This is a genomic window from Lacticaseibacillus boliensis, from assembly GCF_054784775.1.
This window is the reverse complement of record NZ_BAAIHN010000004.1, coordinates 16,700-36,322: the sequence shown is the minus strand read 5'-3', so window position 1 is coordinate 36,322 and position 19,623 is coordinate 16,700. Positions and strand designations below refer to the sequence as shown.

Sequence of the window (19,623 nt, the reverse complement as noted above, 5' to 3'; positions counted from 1 at the left end):
ACGCCCAAATTCGGGTTTGCGACATCGGCGCATGGGGTCAATAACTGCTGAAGACGTGCGTGTAGAAGGACTTCTCGCCGGAATTGCGGGCAACAAAAGCCTGCATCCCCGCGGTCGACTGGATCTGGATCTCGATCTTCGCGCCGTTTGGCAAGTCCTTGGAGGCCGTCGTCGCCACATATTGCGTGAACGACTCGATCTCGGTTTCCCCATAGAACTGCGTGTTGATGGTAATGTTCATCCCCGTTAGCTGACCAGATTCATAATGCGTCTGGGCGGTGACCCCGGCAAGCGTCGGGAAGAAGTTTTCAATCTGGTCGGAGAAGTTGGAGAAATCGTTGGCGACGGTAGTGTTGATCGCCTTTTGGTTTTCCACCACAGGCAACACTTGGTTTTGCTCGTTGATCGTCTTCCACTTATTCAACTTGGTGCCAGAATCAGACGTCACCGAGGCAAAAAAGGTCCCGCCAACCAGCGAATCTTGATCCGCGTTCTTGTACAAAGCGACCACGATCGGCACGCTGTTGCCAACGCCAGACATCTTCCGGACCCGCGCGATCACCTCTTGGGCCATCTGTTTACCTTGCTTTTCCAGCGTGGCGGTGTCGATGTGCGTCGAATACGTCGCCCCATATTGTTGCTTTTGGTAGTTATAGTATTCGTTCATTCCCAGCGCGATGGAAACGCCGCCGATCTTCATCGAGTTGCCAGACGTCACCATGTAGTCTTGTTCGAGCATGGTCGCCAAATACTCAGGCGCCTTTGTTTGATAATCGGTGATGGTCGCACCGCTCTTGCCATTCTTGTATTGACTCGGGTTCAGGCCGGTCGGGTTATCGGCTGACTTGCGCGCCAGCCAATTTTTCGCCGTGGCAGTCGACAATAGCTGGCCTTCTTCAAACGAATACTTGTTGGTTGGAAAATGCGTCATGGAAATCGACTGTAGGCCGCTTTCCATCGACTTGATGTTGTAGGTATTGCTTCCTTGCGTGTTGGTCGAGATCGTTAAGCCGCGTGCGGAACTGGTTTGATAGCGGCCGTTTTTGATCACGCCTTGATACATGCTGGAATCCACCGTCCCGGTCGTCTGATACTTACTGTTGGCGGTACCAGAACTGTTAGTGCTCGTCGAATCTGAACTAAAGCTGAGCTTCCCACAGCCTGCCAAGACGATCACCAATGCGGCTAACGCACCGAATGCCAGATGTTTCTTCATCAATTATCTTCCTCACTTTGCATCGTTTCTAATAACGCCGCCTCATCCATCACAGGGACAGACAGGCTTTGCGCTTTGGCCAGCTTGCTGCCAGCCTTGTCTCCAGCCACCAGCCAGTCGGTTTTTTTGGAAACCGACCCGGTGACCTTGGCGCCCAGTGCGGTCAACAGCTTAGCCAGCTCTGGCCGCGAGAATTCAGCGAACTTACCTGTAATCACCACCGTCTTGCCGGCAAACGCCCCACTGGTTGCTTGCGGCTGGCCGCTCGTGTAGGCGAAGTTCACCCCGGCCGCCCGCAATTCATCTAGCAGCTGCTTGGCACCGTCAGTGGCAAACCAGGCCGCCGCGGATGCCGCGATGATCGGCCCGATCCCATCGACTTCAGCGATGGCTTCCGGCATCGCCTGTTGCAAGGCATTGAGATCACCAAAGTGGGCAAGCAACAACGTCGCCGCCTTGCCGCCGACGTGCCGGATCCCTAAGCCAAATACTAAGCGTTCTGCAGAGTTTTGCCGACTGTTGGCGATCGCTTTTAAGAGATTATTAATCGACTTTTCCTTGAACTTGTCTAGTTGGCTGAGCGATTCCGCCGTCAATTGGTAGAGATCTGCGACATCTTGGACCAAGTTGCGCTCAAGCAGCTGGGCGATGATCTTCGGGCCGAGCCCGTCGATGTTCATCGCGTTGCGGGAAGCAAAATGTGTCAGCTGCGACGCGACTTGCGCCGGACAGCGCGGGTTGATGCAGCGCAAGGCCACTTCGTCGTCCAGGTGCACCAACGTTTCCCCACACGACGGACAGGCCGTTGGAATCGGCGCCGGTTTGCTGTCGGCGGCGCGCTTAGCAACCACCACCCGCGAGACTTCCGGGATGATGTCACCGGCTTTGTGCAACATCACGTGATCGCCGATGCGCACATCTTTGGCGCGGATCTGATCTTCGTTGTGCAGCGTCGCCCGCGACACAGTGGTGCCCGCCAGTTGGACGGGATCCATCACGGCCGTCGGCGTCACCACGCCGGTTCGCCCGATTGTCCATTCGATGTCGCGAATCACCGTTTCGGCTTCTTCCGGCGGGAACTTATACGCGATCTCCCACCGCGGCACCTTCACCGTGTTGCCCAACTGGGCCTGCAGTGCCAAGTCGTTGACCTTCACCACGATCCCATCGATACCGTAAGCCAGCTGGTCGCGATCTGCGGTTTGGGTCGTGATGTAGGTATCCATCGCATCGAGATCTGACGCGACGATGCTCGACGGATTGGTGGCAAACCCGAGGCGCTTAAGAAAAGCCAACGCTTCATGTTGCGTCGTCACCCCGTAACGCTCCGGTGCGATCACCGTGTACATGAATGTCGCCAGCTGACGTTCTTTGGTGATGGCGACATCGAGCTGGCGAAGGCTGCCGGCCGCGGCGTTGCGCGGATTGGCGAACACGCTCTGGCCGGCCGCTTCGCGCGCGGCGTTCAGCTTGGCAAAAGCGGCTTTGGGCATGTAACACTCACCGCGGACTTCGATATCCAGCGGTTCCGGCAGGGTCTGAGGGATGTCTGGGATCGTACGGACGTTTTTGGTGACGTCTTCGCCGATGTTTCCGTCGCCGCGCGTCGAGCCTTGCACCAGCTTGCCGCCTTCATAAACCAAAGACAGCGACAGGCCGTCGATCTTCAACTCAACATTATATGCCAGTGGCTGCTCGACGCCGCCTTCAAGCCGCGTCGCCCAGTCTTGCAACTCCGCCAGCGAGAACACGTCGCCCATCGACAGCATCGGGACAGGATGTGGGACCTTAGGCAAGTCGTTATCGATCTCTCCGCCGACTTGTTGCGTCGGAGAATCGGCCGTGATCAAATCGGGGAACGCCGCTTCTAGTTCCTGCAGGCGCCGGTAGTTTTCATCATAGATATGGTCTTCGACACTGGGGGCGTCATTCGTGTAATATTCCGTCCGCCACTGATTCAGCTGATTCACCAATGCCGCTACGGCTTGGTCTGCTTCATCGTGTGTCATCTCTGCAACTGGCTTATCGGCCACGAGAATTTCCTCCTCTTTATCTTGTTATAGCTTCTTGATTGGGGCAAACGCCGCGAGCAGGCGCTTGACGCCTTGGGCCGCAAACGCGATATCGAGCTCTTGATCATCGCCTTGGCCATTGACCTTAACGACGGTGCCCACACCCCACTTGCGGTGTTCGACCTTGTCGCCTGCCGTCCAGCTGGTTTTGCCCGCGGCGGTCGTCGGCGCCGCCGAGTGGTCGGCGACGACCTTGGCCTTGGTGCCGACCGGATGCTTGCTGTAAGTCGGGGTCACCGCCCGCTGCGTGCGGTTGATGAACGGAATGTCCGACTTCACCTGGGTGCCGCCGGCGGTTTCCATCAGCTCCGGTGAGATCTCGTCGATGAAGCGGCTAGCCGGGTTATTTTGGCGCTGACCGTAAAGCATCCGCGCAAATGCGTTGGTGAGATACAGCTTCTTTTGCGCGCGAGTGATCCCGACATATGCCAGGCGGCGCTCTTCTTCAAGCTGGGTCTCATCCATCGCCGCACGACTCAGCGGAAACAGGCCTTCTTCCATGCCCACCATGAACACGACCGGGAATTCCAGCCCCTTAGCGGCATGCAGCGTCATCAAGGTGACCTCTTTGGCGTCGTCGTCTTCGGTGTCTTGATCCGACAACAGCGCCAGATCGGCCAAGAAGTCGACGAAAATATCGCTGTTTTCATCTTCGGGTTGATAACGCGCGTCGAACTGGCGGGTCACGGATAATAGTTCGTTCAAGTTGTCGATCCGCGTGTCGGCTTCCACCGAGTCGGCGGCTTTCAACACCGGCAGATAGCCGGTTTCATCCAAGATGTGTTCCATCATCTCGGTGATCGTCCACTTGGAACGTTGCGCCGCAAGCTTTTGTAGGGTGGCGCCGAATTCTGCCAGGCTTTTGCGTGCCTTGCCAGACACCGGCGACAGCTCCGCGTTGCTGGCCGCTTCTAACAACGACCAGCCGTTTTGAGCGGCGAAGGCTTCGAGTTTCTCAACAGAAGTCGCTCCGATCCCACGCTTAGGTTCGTTGACGATCCGGTTGAAGCTCATGTCATCTTCGGGATTGACGACCAAGCGGAAATAAGCCAAGGCATCGCGAATTTCCTTGCGGTCGTAGAACTTGTGGCCACCGACCATTTTATAAGGGATGTTAGCTTTAACGAAGGCTTCTTCGACAGACCGCGATTGCGCGTTGGTGCGGTAGAGCACGGCAAAATCGTTATAGTGCCAGTGGTTTTTGGCGATGCCGGCTTCGATCTGTTTGATGATGAAATAGGCTTCGTCGGTTTCGCTTTGGGCGCGGTAATAGGTGATCTTGTCGCCCACCGGATTTTCCGTCCACAAAGTTTTCACCTGGCGCTTTTGGTTGTTTTTGATGACGGCATTGGCGGCGTCCAGGATCGTCTTGGTCGAGCGGTAATTTTGCTCCAACAAGATGACCTGGGCGTCTTTGTAGTCATCTTTGAAGTCCAAGATATTTTGCATGTTGGCACCTCGCCAGCCGTAGATGCTCTGGTCGGCATCCCCGACGACGCACAAGTTGCGGTAGCCTTCTGCCAGCAAATGTACCAGCTGGTATTGGGCTTCGTTGGTATCCTGGTATTCGTCGACATGGATGTATTGAAACTTACGCTGGTAGAACTCAAGCGTTTCTTGATCTTGCTGGAACAGTTGGATAGTCATCATGATCAAATCATCAAAATCCAGCGCCTGATCGCCGCGCAACCGCTTCTGATATTCCTTGTAGACCTCGACCACGATTTTTTCAAACGGACTCGCGGCATTTTTGGCATAGTCGTCTGGTGTCAGCAGGTCATTTTTAGCGCTTGAGATCGTCCCCAAAATCGCCTTGGGATCGTAGCGCTTAGGATCAAGATTCATGTCCGCCAAGATGTGCTTCACCAGGGTCAATTGCTCGGCGGGATCGGCGATGGTGAACGCGCGATTCATGCCGAGTTTTTCGATGTCGCGGCGCAAGATGCGCACGCACAGCGCGTGGAACGTCGAAACCCACACGTCGCGGGCGACTTCTTCATCCAATAAGCTGCCAACCCGCTCTTTCATTTCGCGAGCCGCCTTGTTGGTGAAGGTGATCGCCAAGATCCGCCACGGGCTGACGTTTTTTTCTTCGATCAGATAAGCGATCCGATGCGTGAGCACCCGCGTCTTACCGGACCCGGCGCCTGCCATGATCAAAACGGGGCCTTCCGTCGCCAGTACCGCCTCTGTTTGCTTGTCGTTCATGCCGTCTAACATTGGTGCAGTCGCCATTGAATTTGTCGTCCTTTCGCTTCTTCCAGATTGCTTGCGACGCCATATCGCCATCGCGTAAACTGTGGAAAGTATACCAAAAAAACACCTGTTTGGACAGGCGTTCTCATCGGGTATTAAGGCGTCAACCGGCTAGCTTCCTAGCCGCTTTTCACCCTCAAGTTTTTGAATTTCAGAAATATCTTGCGTGACCTCGAGGCAACCGAGATACTCCCCTTCAGGATCACGGATGGCAAAGTAGCGGATATAGATCATTGATTCATGATGCAGGTTGATCCAAAAATCTGCGTGGTCTTCTCGGCCTTCGTGAAAATCACGCAAGATTTTCTCGACTTTGTCCACCGACTTAGGCGGATGGCAATCTTTCACCAGTCGGCCGATCACCGCCGTCGTCCGCGGGAAGACGCGTTCGCCGGAATCGGAGAACCAGCGCACCGTGTCGGTCGCATCGACAAACGTCAGATCAAGCGGCAACACGCGCAAAACGTTGGTCAGTTCATCCAGATCCAGCGAACCGGTCGGTAACAGCACCCGCGCCGGATGCACGCCGTCGATTTCGATGCGACCGGAATCCGATTCACTGGTGGCCGCACCAAACACCGCCGGGCCGCGATGGCGCTTAGGCTTGTGGACTTTGGGCTTCTGCACGGAAATCGACGGCACGTGCTTGTCGTTGTCGCCGTCTGCGGTTTTGGCCCCGTTGAGCTTGGCCAGCGTTTCTGCCGGCGCCACCGGCATCGGGGTCCCTTGGTGGATTTCTTTGAGCACGTCGCGGTCGGTTTCGCGCTTCGGACGCTTAGACGCAAGGTCTTGGCTAGTCGCCAGCTCTTCTGCCATCGCGTTGAGTTCCGCCGCCATTTTGGACGGCTTGGGCTTGACCGCCAGCTCTTCTGCGGTCGGCTGCCACGGTAGCGGCTGCGCAATCAGGGTGTAGCCGATGGCGTCAGATTCGCGCTGGATCATCGCCCAATCTGCGGCGGAAAAAACTTCTAGGTCCATCGGCAACATGATCTCTTCTTCTTTGAAGACCATCTCGTCGACTTCTTTGGCCGCCTTTTCGATCGCGGCTTCGATGTCGTATTTATCCGGCAGTGGTTCGCTGGTCACCAACGCCAACGCGTCTTTGATCCAGCCGCGGATCTCGTCATCGACACCCCACATGACTTTTGGCGGCGCCGTGATGCCGTATTTGGTCATCAGCGGAAAGATCAAGTTCTCTTTGCGCAGGTAATGCTTGTCGATTTTGGTGAGATCTTGCAAGGCGTTTTGCAGCCGCTTCAAGAGTTCTGGGTCGCTGCCGGCTTGTTGCCACTTCTTGAGCGTCGGCAACAGCTCGTCGTTGAGCAGCGACATCAACACCGTGTTCTCCAGCTTCAGCACCTGCACCGGATGCCCGGGAATATCTTCAGTCGGGGTCTTGGTGTCGTTATTGATCTTGCCGCGGAACACCGCCGCGTGCACGTTGCACAGCGTCTGAATCTCCATCGGGTTGAGGCCCGTTGAGATCAATTCACGCTCAGCGTTAGTGATCTCCGACACGTCGACGCCATCAAAGGTGGCATCAAAGATCTTCTTGGCTTCTTCAAAGGAGCCGCCATCGTGTAGCATCGACAAGATCTGCACAATTTTTTTCTGCCGGTCAACGGCATGGGTTTCACTCATGATCAACTACCTCGAATCCGGCTTGCGCCAATGTCGTCGTCAGATCTTCTAAGGCGATATGCTTCATTTTGGCGCCTTTGGCCAAGGTCATGAAGCGGCCAACGGTGTTCAGCAGCTTCGGGTCGGTCACACCGTCCAACCCCATCGCCACCATCACAGACACGATGTCAGGATGGGCGGTGACCAATTCACGCACTGGCGTCTCAAGCGAAATTTCAGTCATGTGGCTACTTCCTTTCACCGGTGCGCCTGGGCACACCAAATTCTAATAATAACCTCATTATACCATCTCACCTTAAAAAATCAGTATCTTGCTTGTGCGTAGATGTGTTTCTGCTAACCTTTTTAACCGGTTACACTGGCGACGCTTGCGCGTGACTTTGCTGGATTCGGGGTGTACATTAAAGCCAAGCATGTCTAGACAGATCAACAATTCGAATGCCAAGGAGTGATAGCAATGCATGAAGTTCCAGAAACCATGGCGGAAGCCGAAGCCCTCGCGACCAAGTTGTCCCTACCAGTCGACCAGGTCATCCAGCGCGGCTTGCAGAACTGGGCGCAACAATTATTAGATGAAGGCATCGAAGGCGGCTATATGACCGCCAAGCTCGAAGCAGACGGCCTGCATATTTTCGACATCAACAACCAGCCGCTGTTGACCGTCGATACCTTGACCAGCGCGCCGTTGGTGGCCCGTTTCAAAACCGAATCTCACGCCACCTTGTTGCTGATTCAGACCAAGATCCGCGCGTTGTTCGACACGAATCAGTTGCATTAACCCAAAACAGGAGCGCTATTCGCCAATTGATGGCCGGTAGCGCTCCTGTTGTTTAGCGTTTGCAATCGCACCCATTGGTTAGCAAGACGCACTAACGCCATGAAACGCCGCGCGTGCCGTGGCTGGTATTTATGGGTAACTCAAATAAGCTGTTTTGCGTTCATTTTTTTGTTTAGGTGATTTTGGAGGAATCACGCACATAAAGAAGCATCCTGGTTTGGTCAATTTTGACAATGAGTGTCATCAAAATTGACCGTGTCTGTCTGCGACTGGCGTGTACGATCTTCCTTTGCTGAGGGAGCTACGCAAGGCAACGGCATCGCCTTGCTTCGCTCTGTGTACCGGCCACAAGCCACGACGACGCGGTCTTAACCAAACGACCCCCTTAGTCCTACGTTTGCGTTGCACCGCGTTTCGGATCTCGACTCATAGACAAGCTTCACTTGTCACCAAGTGGTTGTGCATTCACTTACACCGAAATCGGCTGCTGTTACACTAGCCTGCTATCATCTGGTGTTAGAGAGCCAGCCTCCTAGGATCAGAAGACCGCGAACGGTCGCACTGGTGTGCTTTGGAAACATGAAACATCCGAAGGACCGGCCAACAGTTGCCCCTTCCCAACTCCACAAACGATTGTCTCACGGATTGTAAGCGGTGGTGATTTTTTTGACTCAGCAAATTTGGCGATTATTTTTTCAGACTGGTAGCCGCAAACACTTGATTGAATTCCGCCATTAGTTTTTCTGGTGCGATCGGGATCTCTTGCAAATAGGCGTATAACGCGTAGGTCGTCACCGCGTCATACACCGCCCCGTGTGCCAAGATATCCAACCCCAGATAGCCACGATATTTGGACAAGCCCACATCGGGCAAGCCCGGCATTGGCCCAAACCCCTTGGCCAGATCAGCGACATCTAACAAACGCCCAGGCGTCGCGTACAGACCGAATTGCCGCTGCATCACTAGCAAGTCGCCGCCTTTGACGGCAAACCCTAAGAGTGGGTCTTTGCCAATGAAGTTTTGAAACTCTGCCAACGCCGTGGTTGCCGGCCGCCCGTAGCGCGTCAGGAGTCCGGTGTGAATGCCTGTCAGCGCCTGTGAACGCCGGTTTAGCCTTGACCCTCGGGGGATCTGCACGAAACAATCGAATGTGTCGACGATTTTGCCAGCGCGTACTTTTAACGCCCCGATTTCCGTGGCGAACTGGCCTTCTTGCTTGTTGCCACTGGAAAACTCCAGGTCAAAAACGGTATAGGCATCAGGCCGTCCGGACAGCTGTTTCAATATCGGCTTTTGCTTGGTGAATGCTGGTGCTGGCGTCTGCGTCCAATGCCGGCGACGCAGGCTCTTGGCCCGCGCCAAGACATCGTTTTGCAACCCGGCCTCGGCCCGTCCAGTGCGCGGATGCGCCACGTCGATGACCAAGTCTTCCATGTGGGGCTCGCTACTGAACGCGCGCGACCAAGGTGCCAACATTGGCGCAGGCGCCCAAGCCACCCCGGCGCGGTCGAGCATAGCTTGCGTTTCTTGCGCCACTGCCCCGTGTAATTCGAGATGCACCGGGTCTTGATCAGGCGCCAGGTGCAGCTGATGGATGATACCGGCATACCCTTGCAGGTGGTTGTACAACGCCCGCACCAATGGCCATTCAGGCACCAGACTTTGCGGCAGTTGGGCGGGATCACGCAAGGCAGTCGTGTACGTGCGCAACAACTTACGGATCAGCCAATCGACAGGCTTGCCGACTGGTGGCACAAGCTCGATGGTCGCCGTTGCCGTCAGTCGCGGCCATAGCGGCGCACTCGCGGCTGGTTGATCTTCGAGCGTCAGCGTCTTCGGCCATAACCCTCGCAAATCAAGCGTCTGCGTCGTTAAAGCGATCTGAGTCTGCGTGCCGCCGCCAACTGCCGCCAGCGCCTTCAATGCCCCCAGCAGTTGCGGTTGCCAGTCTGTTGTATAAAGCGCCTGCAGCGCTTGTCTCAATTCGTCCATCTCGTCCTCCTTGTCACTTGCTCCATTCTACCGCAAACCCCAAGGGAAACAAAAAAGGCGAGACAGATTCGTCTCACCTCATCCACTACCTATTCACTTCTTTTGTTCTTTCAACAGCGCCCGTCGCTGAGGACTGACCCAAGTCCCTGAGCCTTTGCCCAAGATCGTCTTGAGCGCCGGCACGAAGGTCACTGCAATTGTGATCGGGTTAACCATCCAAAAAAACAGCATGTAAAGCGGCGCAAATTCCAGATACTTCAACTTAGCCGCATGGTGATCGAGGATCAGTGCCACCAATAGTTGCAAAAATCCCGCCAGCATCTCAAACGTCACGAAGATGAACGACATCGCGATCGCGTGCCACAGCCGCTCATAGTTGCCGGTAACCAGAAAGTACACGCAGTTAGCGGCAAACAGCAAGGTCGTCAGGATGAAGAAAAACGACCACAAGATCGACAGCGTCGAATCGACAAACATCGACAGCTGGTAGCGGTGGCGAATGGGGTGTTTGACAAACTTCTTGATGTTGGTCAGCCACACCTCCGTGCCACCTTGCGCCCAGCGCTTGCGTTGTTTGAACAAGTCGCCGACAGTTTCAGGCACGTTCATGTGAAAAACGATGTTCGGCGCAAACCGGGGTACCGCCCCGATCATCTGGTGATCCCAGGCGATCGAGATGTCTTCTGTCGCGCGGTTTTGACGGAAGCCGCCAACAGACACCAGAAAGCTCTTGCGATACATCGTGTTGGCGCCGGAATAAGCGTACATCGAATCGTTCACCGCCGCTTGGCTGCGCTTGATGACCCCCACGATGCTTGAAAACTCAACGGTTTGCGACTTGCAGATCAGCTTGGTGCGATTTTGAACATCCATGTTGGCTGTCACCGCACTGGTGTTGATATCTCGGTCGTGAATGAAGTAGTTCATGTACTTCATCAAGGCGTCGGGCTCAGGAACGGTGTCGGCATCGTTGCTAAGGATATATTCGCCTTTAGCAAAATACATCCCGATGTTGAACGCGTGCGCCTTACCCTTATTCTTTTCGATCGTGATCAGCCGCAACCTTGGAAACTCGTGTTGCAGCCGCGTCACAATGGCTTCGGTGTCGTCGGTCGAGCCGTCGTTCATCACCAAAATCTCGTAATTCGTGTAATTGAGCGCGGTAAATAAATACCTGATCGTGGATTCGATCATGATTTCTTCGTTGTGGGCCGGGATCATGATCGTCACTAGCGGTTGCTTGGCGACCGGCAACTGCTGCCAGTCGTTATCTTCGGTGTTTGGCCGCAACCAGCGATAGCTCAGCGACCCGAAGAACCAGAAGAACGAGCCGATGATCGGATACAGGCACAACACCAACAACGCCGCGGTCGCCACCGTGCCCCAAGTCGTGCTTTCAAACAGGTGGTCGATCATGACTGGCGCTCCTTTCGCTGCTTATCAAACAGGTGTTGAAACTCGTCGGTGTCGAGGTTTTTGTCAGGCGTCACGTGATAAGTTTTGACATTTTCACGAAAGCTGGCCGGCCCAAAACGTTCATCCATGAACTGTTCCAGTTCGGTTTCACGCTCTTTTTGGCTGATCGGGTCAAACGTCGGCCACTGTTCCACCAGCCGATCGCGCTTGCGCACCTGGATGATCGTCATTGAAACGGTGAAGATCAGCGCCACCGCCGCCAGAAACAGCAAGATCACCCCGATAAAGCGGATCTCAAAGATGCCTTCGCCATAATGCCAAAACGGCTTGATCTTACCGGTTTTGACGCCGTAATAACTCACGGCGGTAATCACCATCGGCACGAACACGCAGAGCCAACCCAAGATGGCTACCAGTGTCTGGCGAAGCTTCAATAACCAATGCCCGTGCTCATAATAGGCGTCGGTATAAAGCTGCTGCTCAGTTGAATTTTGTTTGGCCATCTTCGCCACCTCCTTGTGCACCACCGGATCGCTCGGCCGGCCAAAATGATACCCTTGGCGTAACCCGATGTTGAGCTGTTCGGCCAAAGCCTCGTCTTGTTCATCTTCAATGCCGGTCAACACCAGCTGCATATGTTGATGCTCGGCAAACTGTCGCCAAGACTGCAAGTTAAGATCCAGCCATTCGTTTGGGTTGGTTTTGCGAAAGGCCCGCATCGAACATTTGAGCGTGTCGATCACCCCGACCATCCAGCCGATACTTTTCATATCCGCACTTTCAGAACCAACGTTATCGACTTCAAACTTCATCCCGTATGTCTGCCCGCCACGGATATGCCGCAAAAACGTCGGCTTGTATGGATAGCGCGTATTGGGATCCAGCTTCATCTCCACCGCGAGCTTCATCGGGGCAATGTTGGCGATCGCCCAGCGCACGAAGTAGTCGAACTCCGGGCTGATGATCTGGGAATAATCCAGATTGATCGATAACTGATAGGCTTTTTGCGGCAACGACTGAAACGTCGTCTCCAATAGCGAGATCACCCGTTGCAGCGGCAAGGTCTCTAATTGTTGCGGCAGGCGCCAGCTCCCATCAGGCTGTTTCTGGCGCAACAAACATTCGTAACCGGTGATCTTTTGCTCGGCATCAACGGTCGGTTGGATGAAATAGCGCAACTCGAGTTCTTTTTTCCCGAGGTAGTTGTTCGAGCGCTTGCGTGAATGGTAGAAATACACGCACACGACGACCACCGCCAAGACGAGCAAGGCGATGGCTGTCCAAAACAGCCAGAATTCCAGCGTCCTTAACATGCTTTACACTCCCTTAGTCCTCACCAAACCGCGATAAACGCGATATGCCGCCACATGATCCCAAAGCGCCAGAAGCAACAACACGATCACGACCCAAAACGGCACGCTGGTTTTCAACCGCAACCAGCCGTGCACCCGCGTGACCGGGATCGTGAGCGTTGCCAAGCCCGAAGCCGGCATCACGCGCGTTGTTGGTTTCAACAGGCGATACCCAAACGGCGCCCGGATCGGAATGTTGTGCCCAGTAGCGACTTCTTCATAGACGCGATAGACCCGGTGACCGTCATCGACATAGCTGATCGTGATCCCTTGTTTTTGGGCCTGCACGGGAATCACCACCCGCTGGTTGGCCGCAGCCGTCAACCGGTATGTCGTCGGCGCACTCCCCAAAGTGCGATAGCCGGCGGTCCCGGCGCGGTGAATATCGACAGTTTGCCCGGCGGCGCCACTGATCGGCTCTGTCGCCACGGTTTGCTTACCAGCTTGAAAAACCAACAACGCCTTAGCCTGCTTGGCCACATGAATCACCAGCGACTGGTCAGCCGCCGCGGTGAACGTGTACGCCTTAGGATTGCCAGAAGCGGTGATATAGCCAGCAACCGAAGCGTGTGAAATATCAAACGTCGTGCCGATGTTCCCGGAGATCGGCTCGGTGCCGACCTGTTTGCCGCTGGTATCGATATAGCGCAACGTAGCGGTACGCATCTGCGTGGCCGCGGCAACTCGCTGGCCTTTGATCAGATGCTGGCCGCGAGAATAAGCACGCACCAACGCCTGATAGAGATGCCAGCCCCAGGTGTGCTCGACGGCAGAATAACGCTTGAGCGGCAGTGAATTGTCGACCGTGACGGTATCCAGGTGGTAATAAGCGGCCATCCAAGCGTTGAACCAGCGTTTCTTCGGGTTCCCATTGGCGACATACGTCGATTGCCAATACTGATTGCGGTCGGTGTATACCGGCGCCATGCCAGGAACCGCGGCGTGTTTAATGTCGTGTTTGGCGTCATAGCGGCAGATCGCATCCCCATTAGCCCAAGTCTGATACGACCGATAATTCGATTGCACCGCCGCTTGAAAACCTGGGATCGCATAAACGCCAAGGCACAGGGCCAACAACCCCGGTAACAGGCGGCTGATCCAGGTACCCGCTCGCAAGCGTGCGTGGTCTTGCGCCAACAACAGTAGCGCGATGATCAGATACAGATTCGGCCCGAAAAACACCCGGCTGAGGATCTGTGGCGACACGATCAGCGCCACGATGCCCAAGATGGCGCCAAGCGCATACAGACACCCGGCCAGATACTCACGATCCCGGCGCCATAACAGCTGGTGGCCGAAGGTGTGATGCTGCCAGCCGAGGTACACGAGCACCCCTGCTACCAGCAACAACAGCCAGCCAGAATATTGCCCCGTTTCAGCGAGCAGCTTACCGATCTGAAACTGTTTGCCGCGCACAGCGATCTGATTGACCCCTGAAATCAACACGATGTAATAGCCAAACCCGGCGGCGATCCCGCCTGCCCACTTCCAGCCAAGCTGTGACTTCTGCCAGTCAAACAAAGTAAAGGCCAAAGCGATAAACACTGTGACCGGGGCGGCGTTTTCGTTGGTGGCGCCGGCAAAAAAGCCTAACACCGACATGCCAACGACCATCAAGCGCGGATGCTTGGCGTGGTAGTTGAATCGATACGGTAACAAAAAGCTGAGATAGATCAGCGCCACCCAAAGATAGTTGAAAGCCCCAGATAACCACAAGATCGTGGTGCCGTAATCCGGCAAGCCAACCCACATCAGCGCATAGGTCAACGCCAAGAAGCCGACCCGGATCCGTTTTTTGCCAAAGACATGCAGATTCATCAAGATCCCGACCAGCACAAACACCGCCGCGCTGGCAACGTTGAACACCGCTTTAGGAAACTGCATCGCTGTCATCACCCCTGCGTGCGCAACGAAGCGACCGTTGTAGATCCGCGTGTGGTTTTGCAACGACAACAGCAAATCCCAAAGGTTATGGATGCCACGCAGATGGTGAGGCCATTCGCCTTGATAGAAAAAATGATATAAATAATCATCGCCGGAATAGCCGCTCACGTCATACAGCACCTTCATCAATAAGAAGACGCCGACGCAGAGCACACAAAAACCAGCGAACCAGAGAATTCTGTTGACTTTACGATTCACGGAATCGTCCCCCAAACTTGTGTCAACATTTGTTGTATAGTAAATAATATCACAATATCAGGCTTAATCGTGCATCTTAAGATGAAAAGATATAGCTTTTTCATCTAGTGTCGCAAATAAAATAATAATTGGTCTACCATTTCCGATGCTTGTTTATCCACCATTGCCGACATACTTTGAGAATTGGTATAGGCTCAGCCACAAAAATAGCGCTACCCCACACCTTGAAAAGGTCGTCAGGTAGCGCTATTAAGCACCCAGAGGTCGCTAGTCGCCTAACCCGATGCGATCAAAGATCTCATCGACATGGCGCAGATGGTAATGATAATCGAAGGCGTCATCGAGTTGGGCTTGGCTCAAACGCTCAGTGATCTTCGGATCGGCTTCAAGCAACGGCCGGAAGTCGCGGTGCTCGTCCCACGCTTGGGCAGTTTTGGGCTGCACCAGATCATAGGCGGCTTCACGCGAAAGCCCGGTTTCGATCAGCTTGAGCATCACCCGCTGGCTGAAGATCAACCCGTGAGTCTTGTTCATGTTAGCAATCATGGCGTCTGGGAAGACGTCGAGATTTTCGATAATCGTCGTGAAGCGATGCAAGATGTAGTCCAGCAGGCCGGTGGCGTCTGGCAACATCATGCGCTCCGCAGAAGAATGCGAGATGTCACGTTCATGCCAAAGGTTGACGTCTTCCAAAGCCGGGATGCTGTAACCGCGGATGATCCGCGCCAACCCAGAAACATTCTCGGAACCGATCGGGTTGCGCTTGTGTGGCATCGCGCTGGAACCTTTTTGCCCGGCGTTGAAATGCTCTTCGACTTCGTGAACTTCAGTGCGCTGCATGTGGCGCACCTGGGTGGCAAACCGCTCAACGGAAGTCGCGATCAAGCCCAGCGTCTGAATGTAACGAGCGTGCAAGTCTCGCGGCAATACCTGCGTGGAGATCTCTTGAGCCCGGATCCCGAGGTGTTCGCAGACATACGCTTCGACTGCTGGCGGCGTGTTGGCGAAGGTCCCGACCGCACCGGAGATCTTGCCGGCTTGCACTTCATCGGCCGCTTCATCAAAGCGCGCCAGATCACGCTTCATCTCTGAATACCAGTTGGCCACGACCAACCCGAACGTCGTCGGTTCCGCATGGACACCGTGGGTCCGCCCCATCATGACGGTGTGTTTGTACTTCTTGGCCAGAGCCGCCAACGCACCAGTCAATGCTTCGATATCTTGACGCAAGATTGCATTGGCCTGCTTAAGCACATACCCTTGGGCGGTATCGACAACATCAGTCGATGTCAGACCAAAATGCACCCACTTCTTCTCGTCTCCTAAAGATTCAGAAACCGTGCGAGTGAAGGCCACGACATCGTGCCGCGTTACGGCTTCAATCTCGTGGATGCGATCAACGGTGAAGCTGGCGTTTTGGCGTAGCGCCTTGACGTCTGCTTCTGGAATCTCTCCTAGCGTTGACCAAGCTTCCGCAGCCAAGATTTCGACTTCCAACCAAGCTTTGTAACGGTTCTCTTCGGTCCAAACTGTCGCCATCTGCGGGCGGCTGTAACGGTCGATCATGTAAGCGTTCCTCCTTGAGTTAGACAATAAGCTTTCAACGTGTTACCTAAGTTTAAATACGTTCACAAGAGGTTAGAGGCGAAAATAATCTGTGGCATTAATGGTTTGCGTGATCACATCACGATCCCCCACCACCGCGATTTCGCCGATCTCGTCGGTGTCATCGGTATCCGGATAGAAGCGGAACTGCCAATCCGGTTTGATCTGGATCTGGGTCATTGCCGCTGCCCGATCATCTTGCCGCAGTGGCAACAAGGCCCCGCCTTGGACAAGGTGTACCTCCGGCAACGGCCAGCCAAACAGCGCGCGCAAGTGCAGGTAATACGGCGAGATGCCTGTCGTTGCCGTCAACACATGACCGTTGATCTGGGGACCGGGGAACAGGCGCTTGACGTACAGCGTCAAACTGCGCGTCATGAACAACTCGATACCAAACACCCCAGTGTAGTCGAGCTTGTCAGCAAGCACCCGCGCGATCCGCTGAATCTCGGTTTGCACCGCTATGCCGCCGGTCGCTGGCACTACCGACGCCTTCAGCTGATGATGTTCGAAGCGATTCTCCACCACCGGCATCACCTGGATATGCTCGCCGGCCTTGGCGACCAGCACCGAGTATTCGATCGGCTGATCGAGCCAGGCTTCTAAGACATACGGGCGCTGTTGCAGGAGCTGTTCAGCCCGATGCACGTCTTCCGGCTGGGTCAAACGCAGCTGCTGGTCGACACCGATGCCTTTTTGGATCGGCTTGAGGATCGACGGAAAGCCCACAGTTTCCACCGCCGCGGAGATATCTTTCGGCGTGACGACCTGCGCGTAAGGCAAGATATTCATGTTCAGGTCATCAAGGTACACTTTTTCCAGATACCGGTCTTGGGTGACGCTCAAAATGTCGACACCGGAAGGCAACTGACTGCGCCGAGCGATATTGGCCAAGGTGGTGCCGTCGACGTTCTCATCGACATACGTGATGATCTGCGCCAGATCGACCAGCCGTTGCAACGCTTTGACGTCGTTGGCATCCCCTATCAGCCGCATATCCGCAACATCAAACGCGATATCACCATCGGCCGGGGCCAACACGATGGTATGCATCCCCATCCGCCGGGCCGCCAATGCGAGATGATAGGCCCGCACGCCGCCACCGATAATACCGACGATCGCGCCAGGTTTAATAAATTGAGGCATAAACTGACCTCTTTCTGCGATTATGATTCATCGTCTTTTTCGTTCAATCCATCTTCTGTTTCAAGCTCCGGTTGCGGCGTGTGGGAATTAAAGATCCAGTTCAACAATACCGCTGACACACTCGCCATCAAGATCCCGGAACCAAAAAGCAACTGCAACGTTGCCGGCAATGCCTGGACGATCTCAGGTTGGGTCGTGACGCCCAAACCCAAACCGATCGAAATCGCCGCCACCAGCAGGTTCTTATCATTGTGAAAATCAACCTGTTGTAGCATCCGGATGCCTTGCACCGCCACCATGCCGAACATCACCAGCATGGCACCGCCAAGCACCGGTGAGGGAATGATCGTCGCCAAGGCGCCGATCTTAGGCAATAACCCCAACAAGATTAAAAACAGCGCAGAAAACATGACGGGCTTGCGCGTCTTGATGCCAGACAACTGCACCAACCCGACGTTTTGAGAGAAGGTCGTATATGGGAAGGTATTGAAGATTCCGCCTAACAACACCGCCAGGCCTTCAGCCCGGTAGCCTTTTTTCAGATCAACTTGTTCGATCCGCCGGCCGACGACATCCCCCAAGGCGAAAAACACCCCGGTGGATTCGACCATCGATACCAGCGAGATCAAAATCATCGTGACGATCGAGCTCCATTCAAAATGCGGCACCCCAAAGTAAAACGGCGTTGGCACGTGAAACCAGCTGGCCTGGGCGACCGGGGCAAACGATACCATGCCCAAGAACCCAGCCAAGACGGTGCCACCGATCAACCCGATCAAAATGGCGATGCTACGAACGAAACCGCGACCCCAGACGTTAAACGCCAAGATCAACAACACGGTGAACGTCCCGACCGCCAAGTTGGCCGTCGATCCGAAGTCTTTGGCCGTCGTGCTGCCGCCACCAAGATTCTGGAAGGCCACCGGAATCAGCGACAAGCCGATCACGGTGATCAGCGTGCCAGTCACCAACGGCGGAAACAGCTTGCGCAACTTGGCAAAGACGCCAGAAATCAAGAAGACAAAGATCCCAGCGGCGATGATCGCGCCGTACATCGTCTGAAAATCAAACTTTTGCCCGATCAAAATCAACGGGGCGACCGCCTGCACGGCACAACCGAGCACGACCGGCAACCCGATGCCAAAAACCTTATTAGCAAAAATCTGCAACGCCGTCGCGACGCCGCACATGAAGATATCGATCGAAACCAGATAGGTCATCTGGGAGCTCGTGAAGTGTAGCGATGCCCCAATCAAAATCGGAACCAACACAGACCCGGAATACATCGCCAACAGATGCTGGATCCCCAATACCGCAGCTTTTGGAGCGGAGATGTCTTGCGCCTTCATTAGTCCTCCTTTTCGAATTCGACTTGGCCGTCCACAAAACGGCTGATCCGCGCCAGCGAAACCGTCTTGATGTGACGCTCATCGAGCAACTTGCGGCCTTTTTGGAAACTCTTTTCGATCACGATCCCGACACCAGCCAGCGTCGCGTTCGCCTGGCCAATGATATCGATCAAGCCTTCGACCGCCTGCCCATTAGCCAAAAAGTCATCAATGATCAACACGGTATCATCGGCGTGTAAGAACTTCTGGGCAATCGCGATCTGGTTGGCAGTTTTCTTGGTGAAAGAGTAAACCTCTGCGGTAAACAGGTCGTCTTTCAATGTCAACGACTTGTGCTTACGCGCGAACACGACCGGAACGTGAAACGCCATCCCCGTCGCTAACGCAGGGGCGATCCCTGAGCTTTCGACCGTGAGGATCTTGGTGATCTTGGTGTCTGCAAACTGCGCGTGAAACTCGTTACCTAACGCTGTCATCAAATCGGGATCGATTTGGTGGTTCAAAAAATTATCCACCTTCAGTACTTCTGTCCCGAGCACCTGACCATCCTTTTTGATCCGGTCTTCAAGTAATTTCACCAGTATCCACATCCTTTTTTTATTCGTCAAATTTCACAAATTTTAACACAAAAAACGCACTTGAACAACCGGATAACCGA

At 54.7% G+C, this 19,623-nt stretch carries 14 protein-coding genes; 1 reads left to right on the top strand and 13 read right to left on the bottom strand.

Features of this window, described 5'->3' with window-relative positions:
- Positions 1 to 37 precede the first annotated feature (37 nt).
- From ACYVRB_RS02870 to ACYVRB_RS02850, 5 genes are all read right to left on the bottom strand, one after another.
- Positions 38 to 1,216: a CamS family sex pheromone protein gene (locus ACYVRB_RS02870; protein ID WP_461213434.1), complete on the bottom strand. Its 1,179-nt coding sequence runs from the start codon at positions 1,214 to 1,216 to the stop codon at positions 38 to 40.
- On the bottom strand, positions 1,216 to 3,249 hold the full coding sequence (ligA, locus tag ACYVRB_RS02865) for an NAD-dependent DNA ligase LigA (protein WP_461213433.1): 2,034 nt from the start codon (positions 3,247 to 3,249) through the stop codon (positions 1,216 to 1,218). Before ligA ends, ACYVRB_RS02870 begins: the two co-directional genes overlap by 1 nt.
- A gap of 24 nt (positions 3,250 to 3,273) precedes the next feature.
- The gene (gene pcrA / locus ACYVRB_RS02860) at positions 3,274 to 5,523 is read right to left on the bottom strand and encodes a DNA helicase PcrA (protein ID WP_461213432.1); all 2,250 of its coding nucleotides are present in this window, start codon (positions 5,521 to 5,523) and stop codon (positions 3,274 to 3,276) included.
- Between the two features lie 132 nt (positions 5,524 to 5,655).
- Positions 5,656 to 7,185: a DUF438 domain-containing protein gene (locus tag ACYVRB_RS02855; protein WP_461213431.1), complete on the bottom strand. Its 1,530-nt coding sequence runs from the start codon at positions 7,183 to 7,185 to the stop codon at positions 5,656 to 5,658.
- On the bottom strand, positions 7,178 to 7,408 hold the full coding sequence (locus ACYVRB_RS02850; protein ID WP_461213430.1) for a DUF1858 domain-containing protein: 231 nt from the start codon (positions 7,406 to 7,408) through the stop codon (positions 7,178 to 7,180). The genes ACYVRB_RS02855 and ACYVRB_RS02850 overlap by 8 nt, the downstream gene beginning before the upstream one ends.
- A gap of 234 nt (positions 7,409 to 7,642) precedes the next feature.
- Between ACYVRB_RS02850 and ACYVRB_RS02845 the strand changes: the two genes are divergently transcribed.
- On the top strand, positions 7,643 to 7,963 hold the full coding sequence (locus ACYVRB_RS02845; RefSeq protein WP_461213429.1) for a hypothetical protein: 321 nt from the start codon (positions 7,643 to 7,645) through the stop codon (positions 7,961 to 7,963).
- Between the two features lie 687 nt (positions 7,964 to 8,650).
- Here ACYVRB_RS02845 and ACYVRB_RS02840 read toward each other — a convergent pair.
- The 8 genes from ACYVRB_RS02840 to ACYVRB_RS02805 all read right to left on the bottom strand — a co-directional run bounded on the left by ACYVRB_RS02840 (position 8,651) and on the right by ACYVRB_RS02805 (position 19,543).
- Positions 8,651 to 9,955, bottom strand: a complete 1,305-nt coding sequence (locus ACYVRB_RS02840; protein WP_461213428.1) for a 3'-5' exonuclease — start codon at positions 9,953 to 9,955, stop codon at positions 8,651 to 8,653.
- Positions 9,956 to 10,048: 93 nt separating this feature from the next.
- Positions 10,049 to 11,371: a glycosyltransferase family 2 protein gene (locus tag ACYVRB_RS02835; protein ID WP_461213426.1), complete on the bottom strand. Its 1,323-nt coding sequence runs from the start codon at positions 11,369 to 11,371 to the stop codon at positions 10,049 to 10,051.
- The gene (locus ACYVRB_RS02830) at positions 11,368 to 12,684 is read right to left on the bottom strand and encodes an EAL domain-containing protein (protein ID WP_461213425.1); all 1,317 of its coding nucleotides are present in this window, start codon (positions 12,682 to 12,684) and stop codon (positions 11,368 to 11,370) included. Before ACYVRB_RS02830 ends, ACYVRB_RS02835 begins: the two co-directional genes overlap by 4 nt.
- A gap of 3 nt (positions 12,685 to 12,687) precedes the next feature.
- Complete coding sequence (locus tag ACYVRB_RS02825; RefSeq protein ID WP_461213424.1) at positions 12,688 to 14,865, bottom strand: DUF6056 family protein; 2,178 nt, start codon at positions 14,863 to 14,865, stop codon at positions 12,688 to 12,690.
- 267 nt (positions 14,866 to 15,132) lie between these two features.
- Entirely contained in the window at positions 15,133 to 16,431 is a 1,299-nt protein-coding gene (gene purB, locus ACYVRB_RS02820; RefSeq protein WP_461213423.1) for an adenylosuccinate lyase, read from the bottom strand.
- A 72-nt stretch (positions 16,432 to 16,503) separates the two neighbouring features.
- Entirely contained in the window at positions 16,504 to 17,616 is a 1,113-nt protein-coding gene (locus ACYVRB_RS02815) for an ATP-grasp domain-containing protein (RefSeq protein ID WP_461213422.1), read from the bottom strand.
- A 20-nt stretch (positions 17,617 to 17,636) separates the two neighbouring features.
- Entirely contained in the window at positions 17,637 to 18,965 is a 1,329-nt protein-coding gene (locus tag ACYVRB_RS02810) for a nucleobase:cation symporter-2 family protein (RefSeq protein WP_461213421.1), read from the bottom strand.
- A complete protein-coding gene (locus tag ACYVRB_RS02805; protein ID WP_461213420.1) occupies positions 18,965 to 19,543 on the bottom strand; it encodes a xanthine phosphoribosyltransferase in 579 nt (192 codons plus the stop codon). The genes ACYVRB_RS02810 and ACYVRB_RS02805 overlap by 1 nt, the downstream gene beginning before the upstream one ends.
- Positions 19,544 to 19,623: the final 80 nt, after the last annotated feature.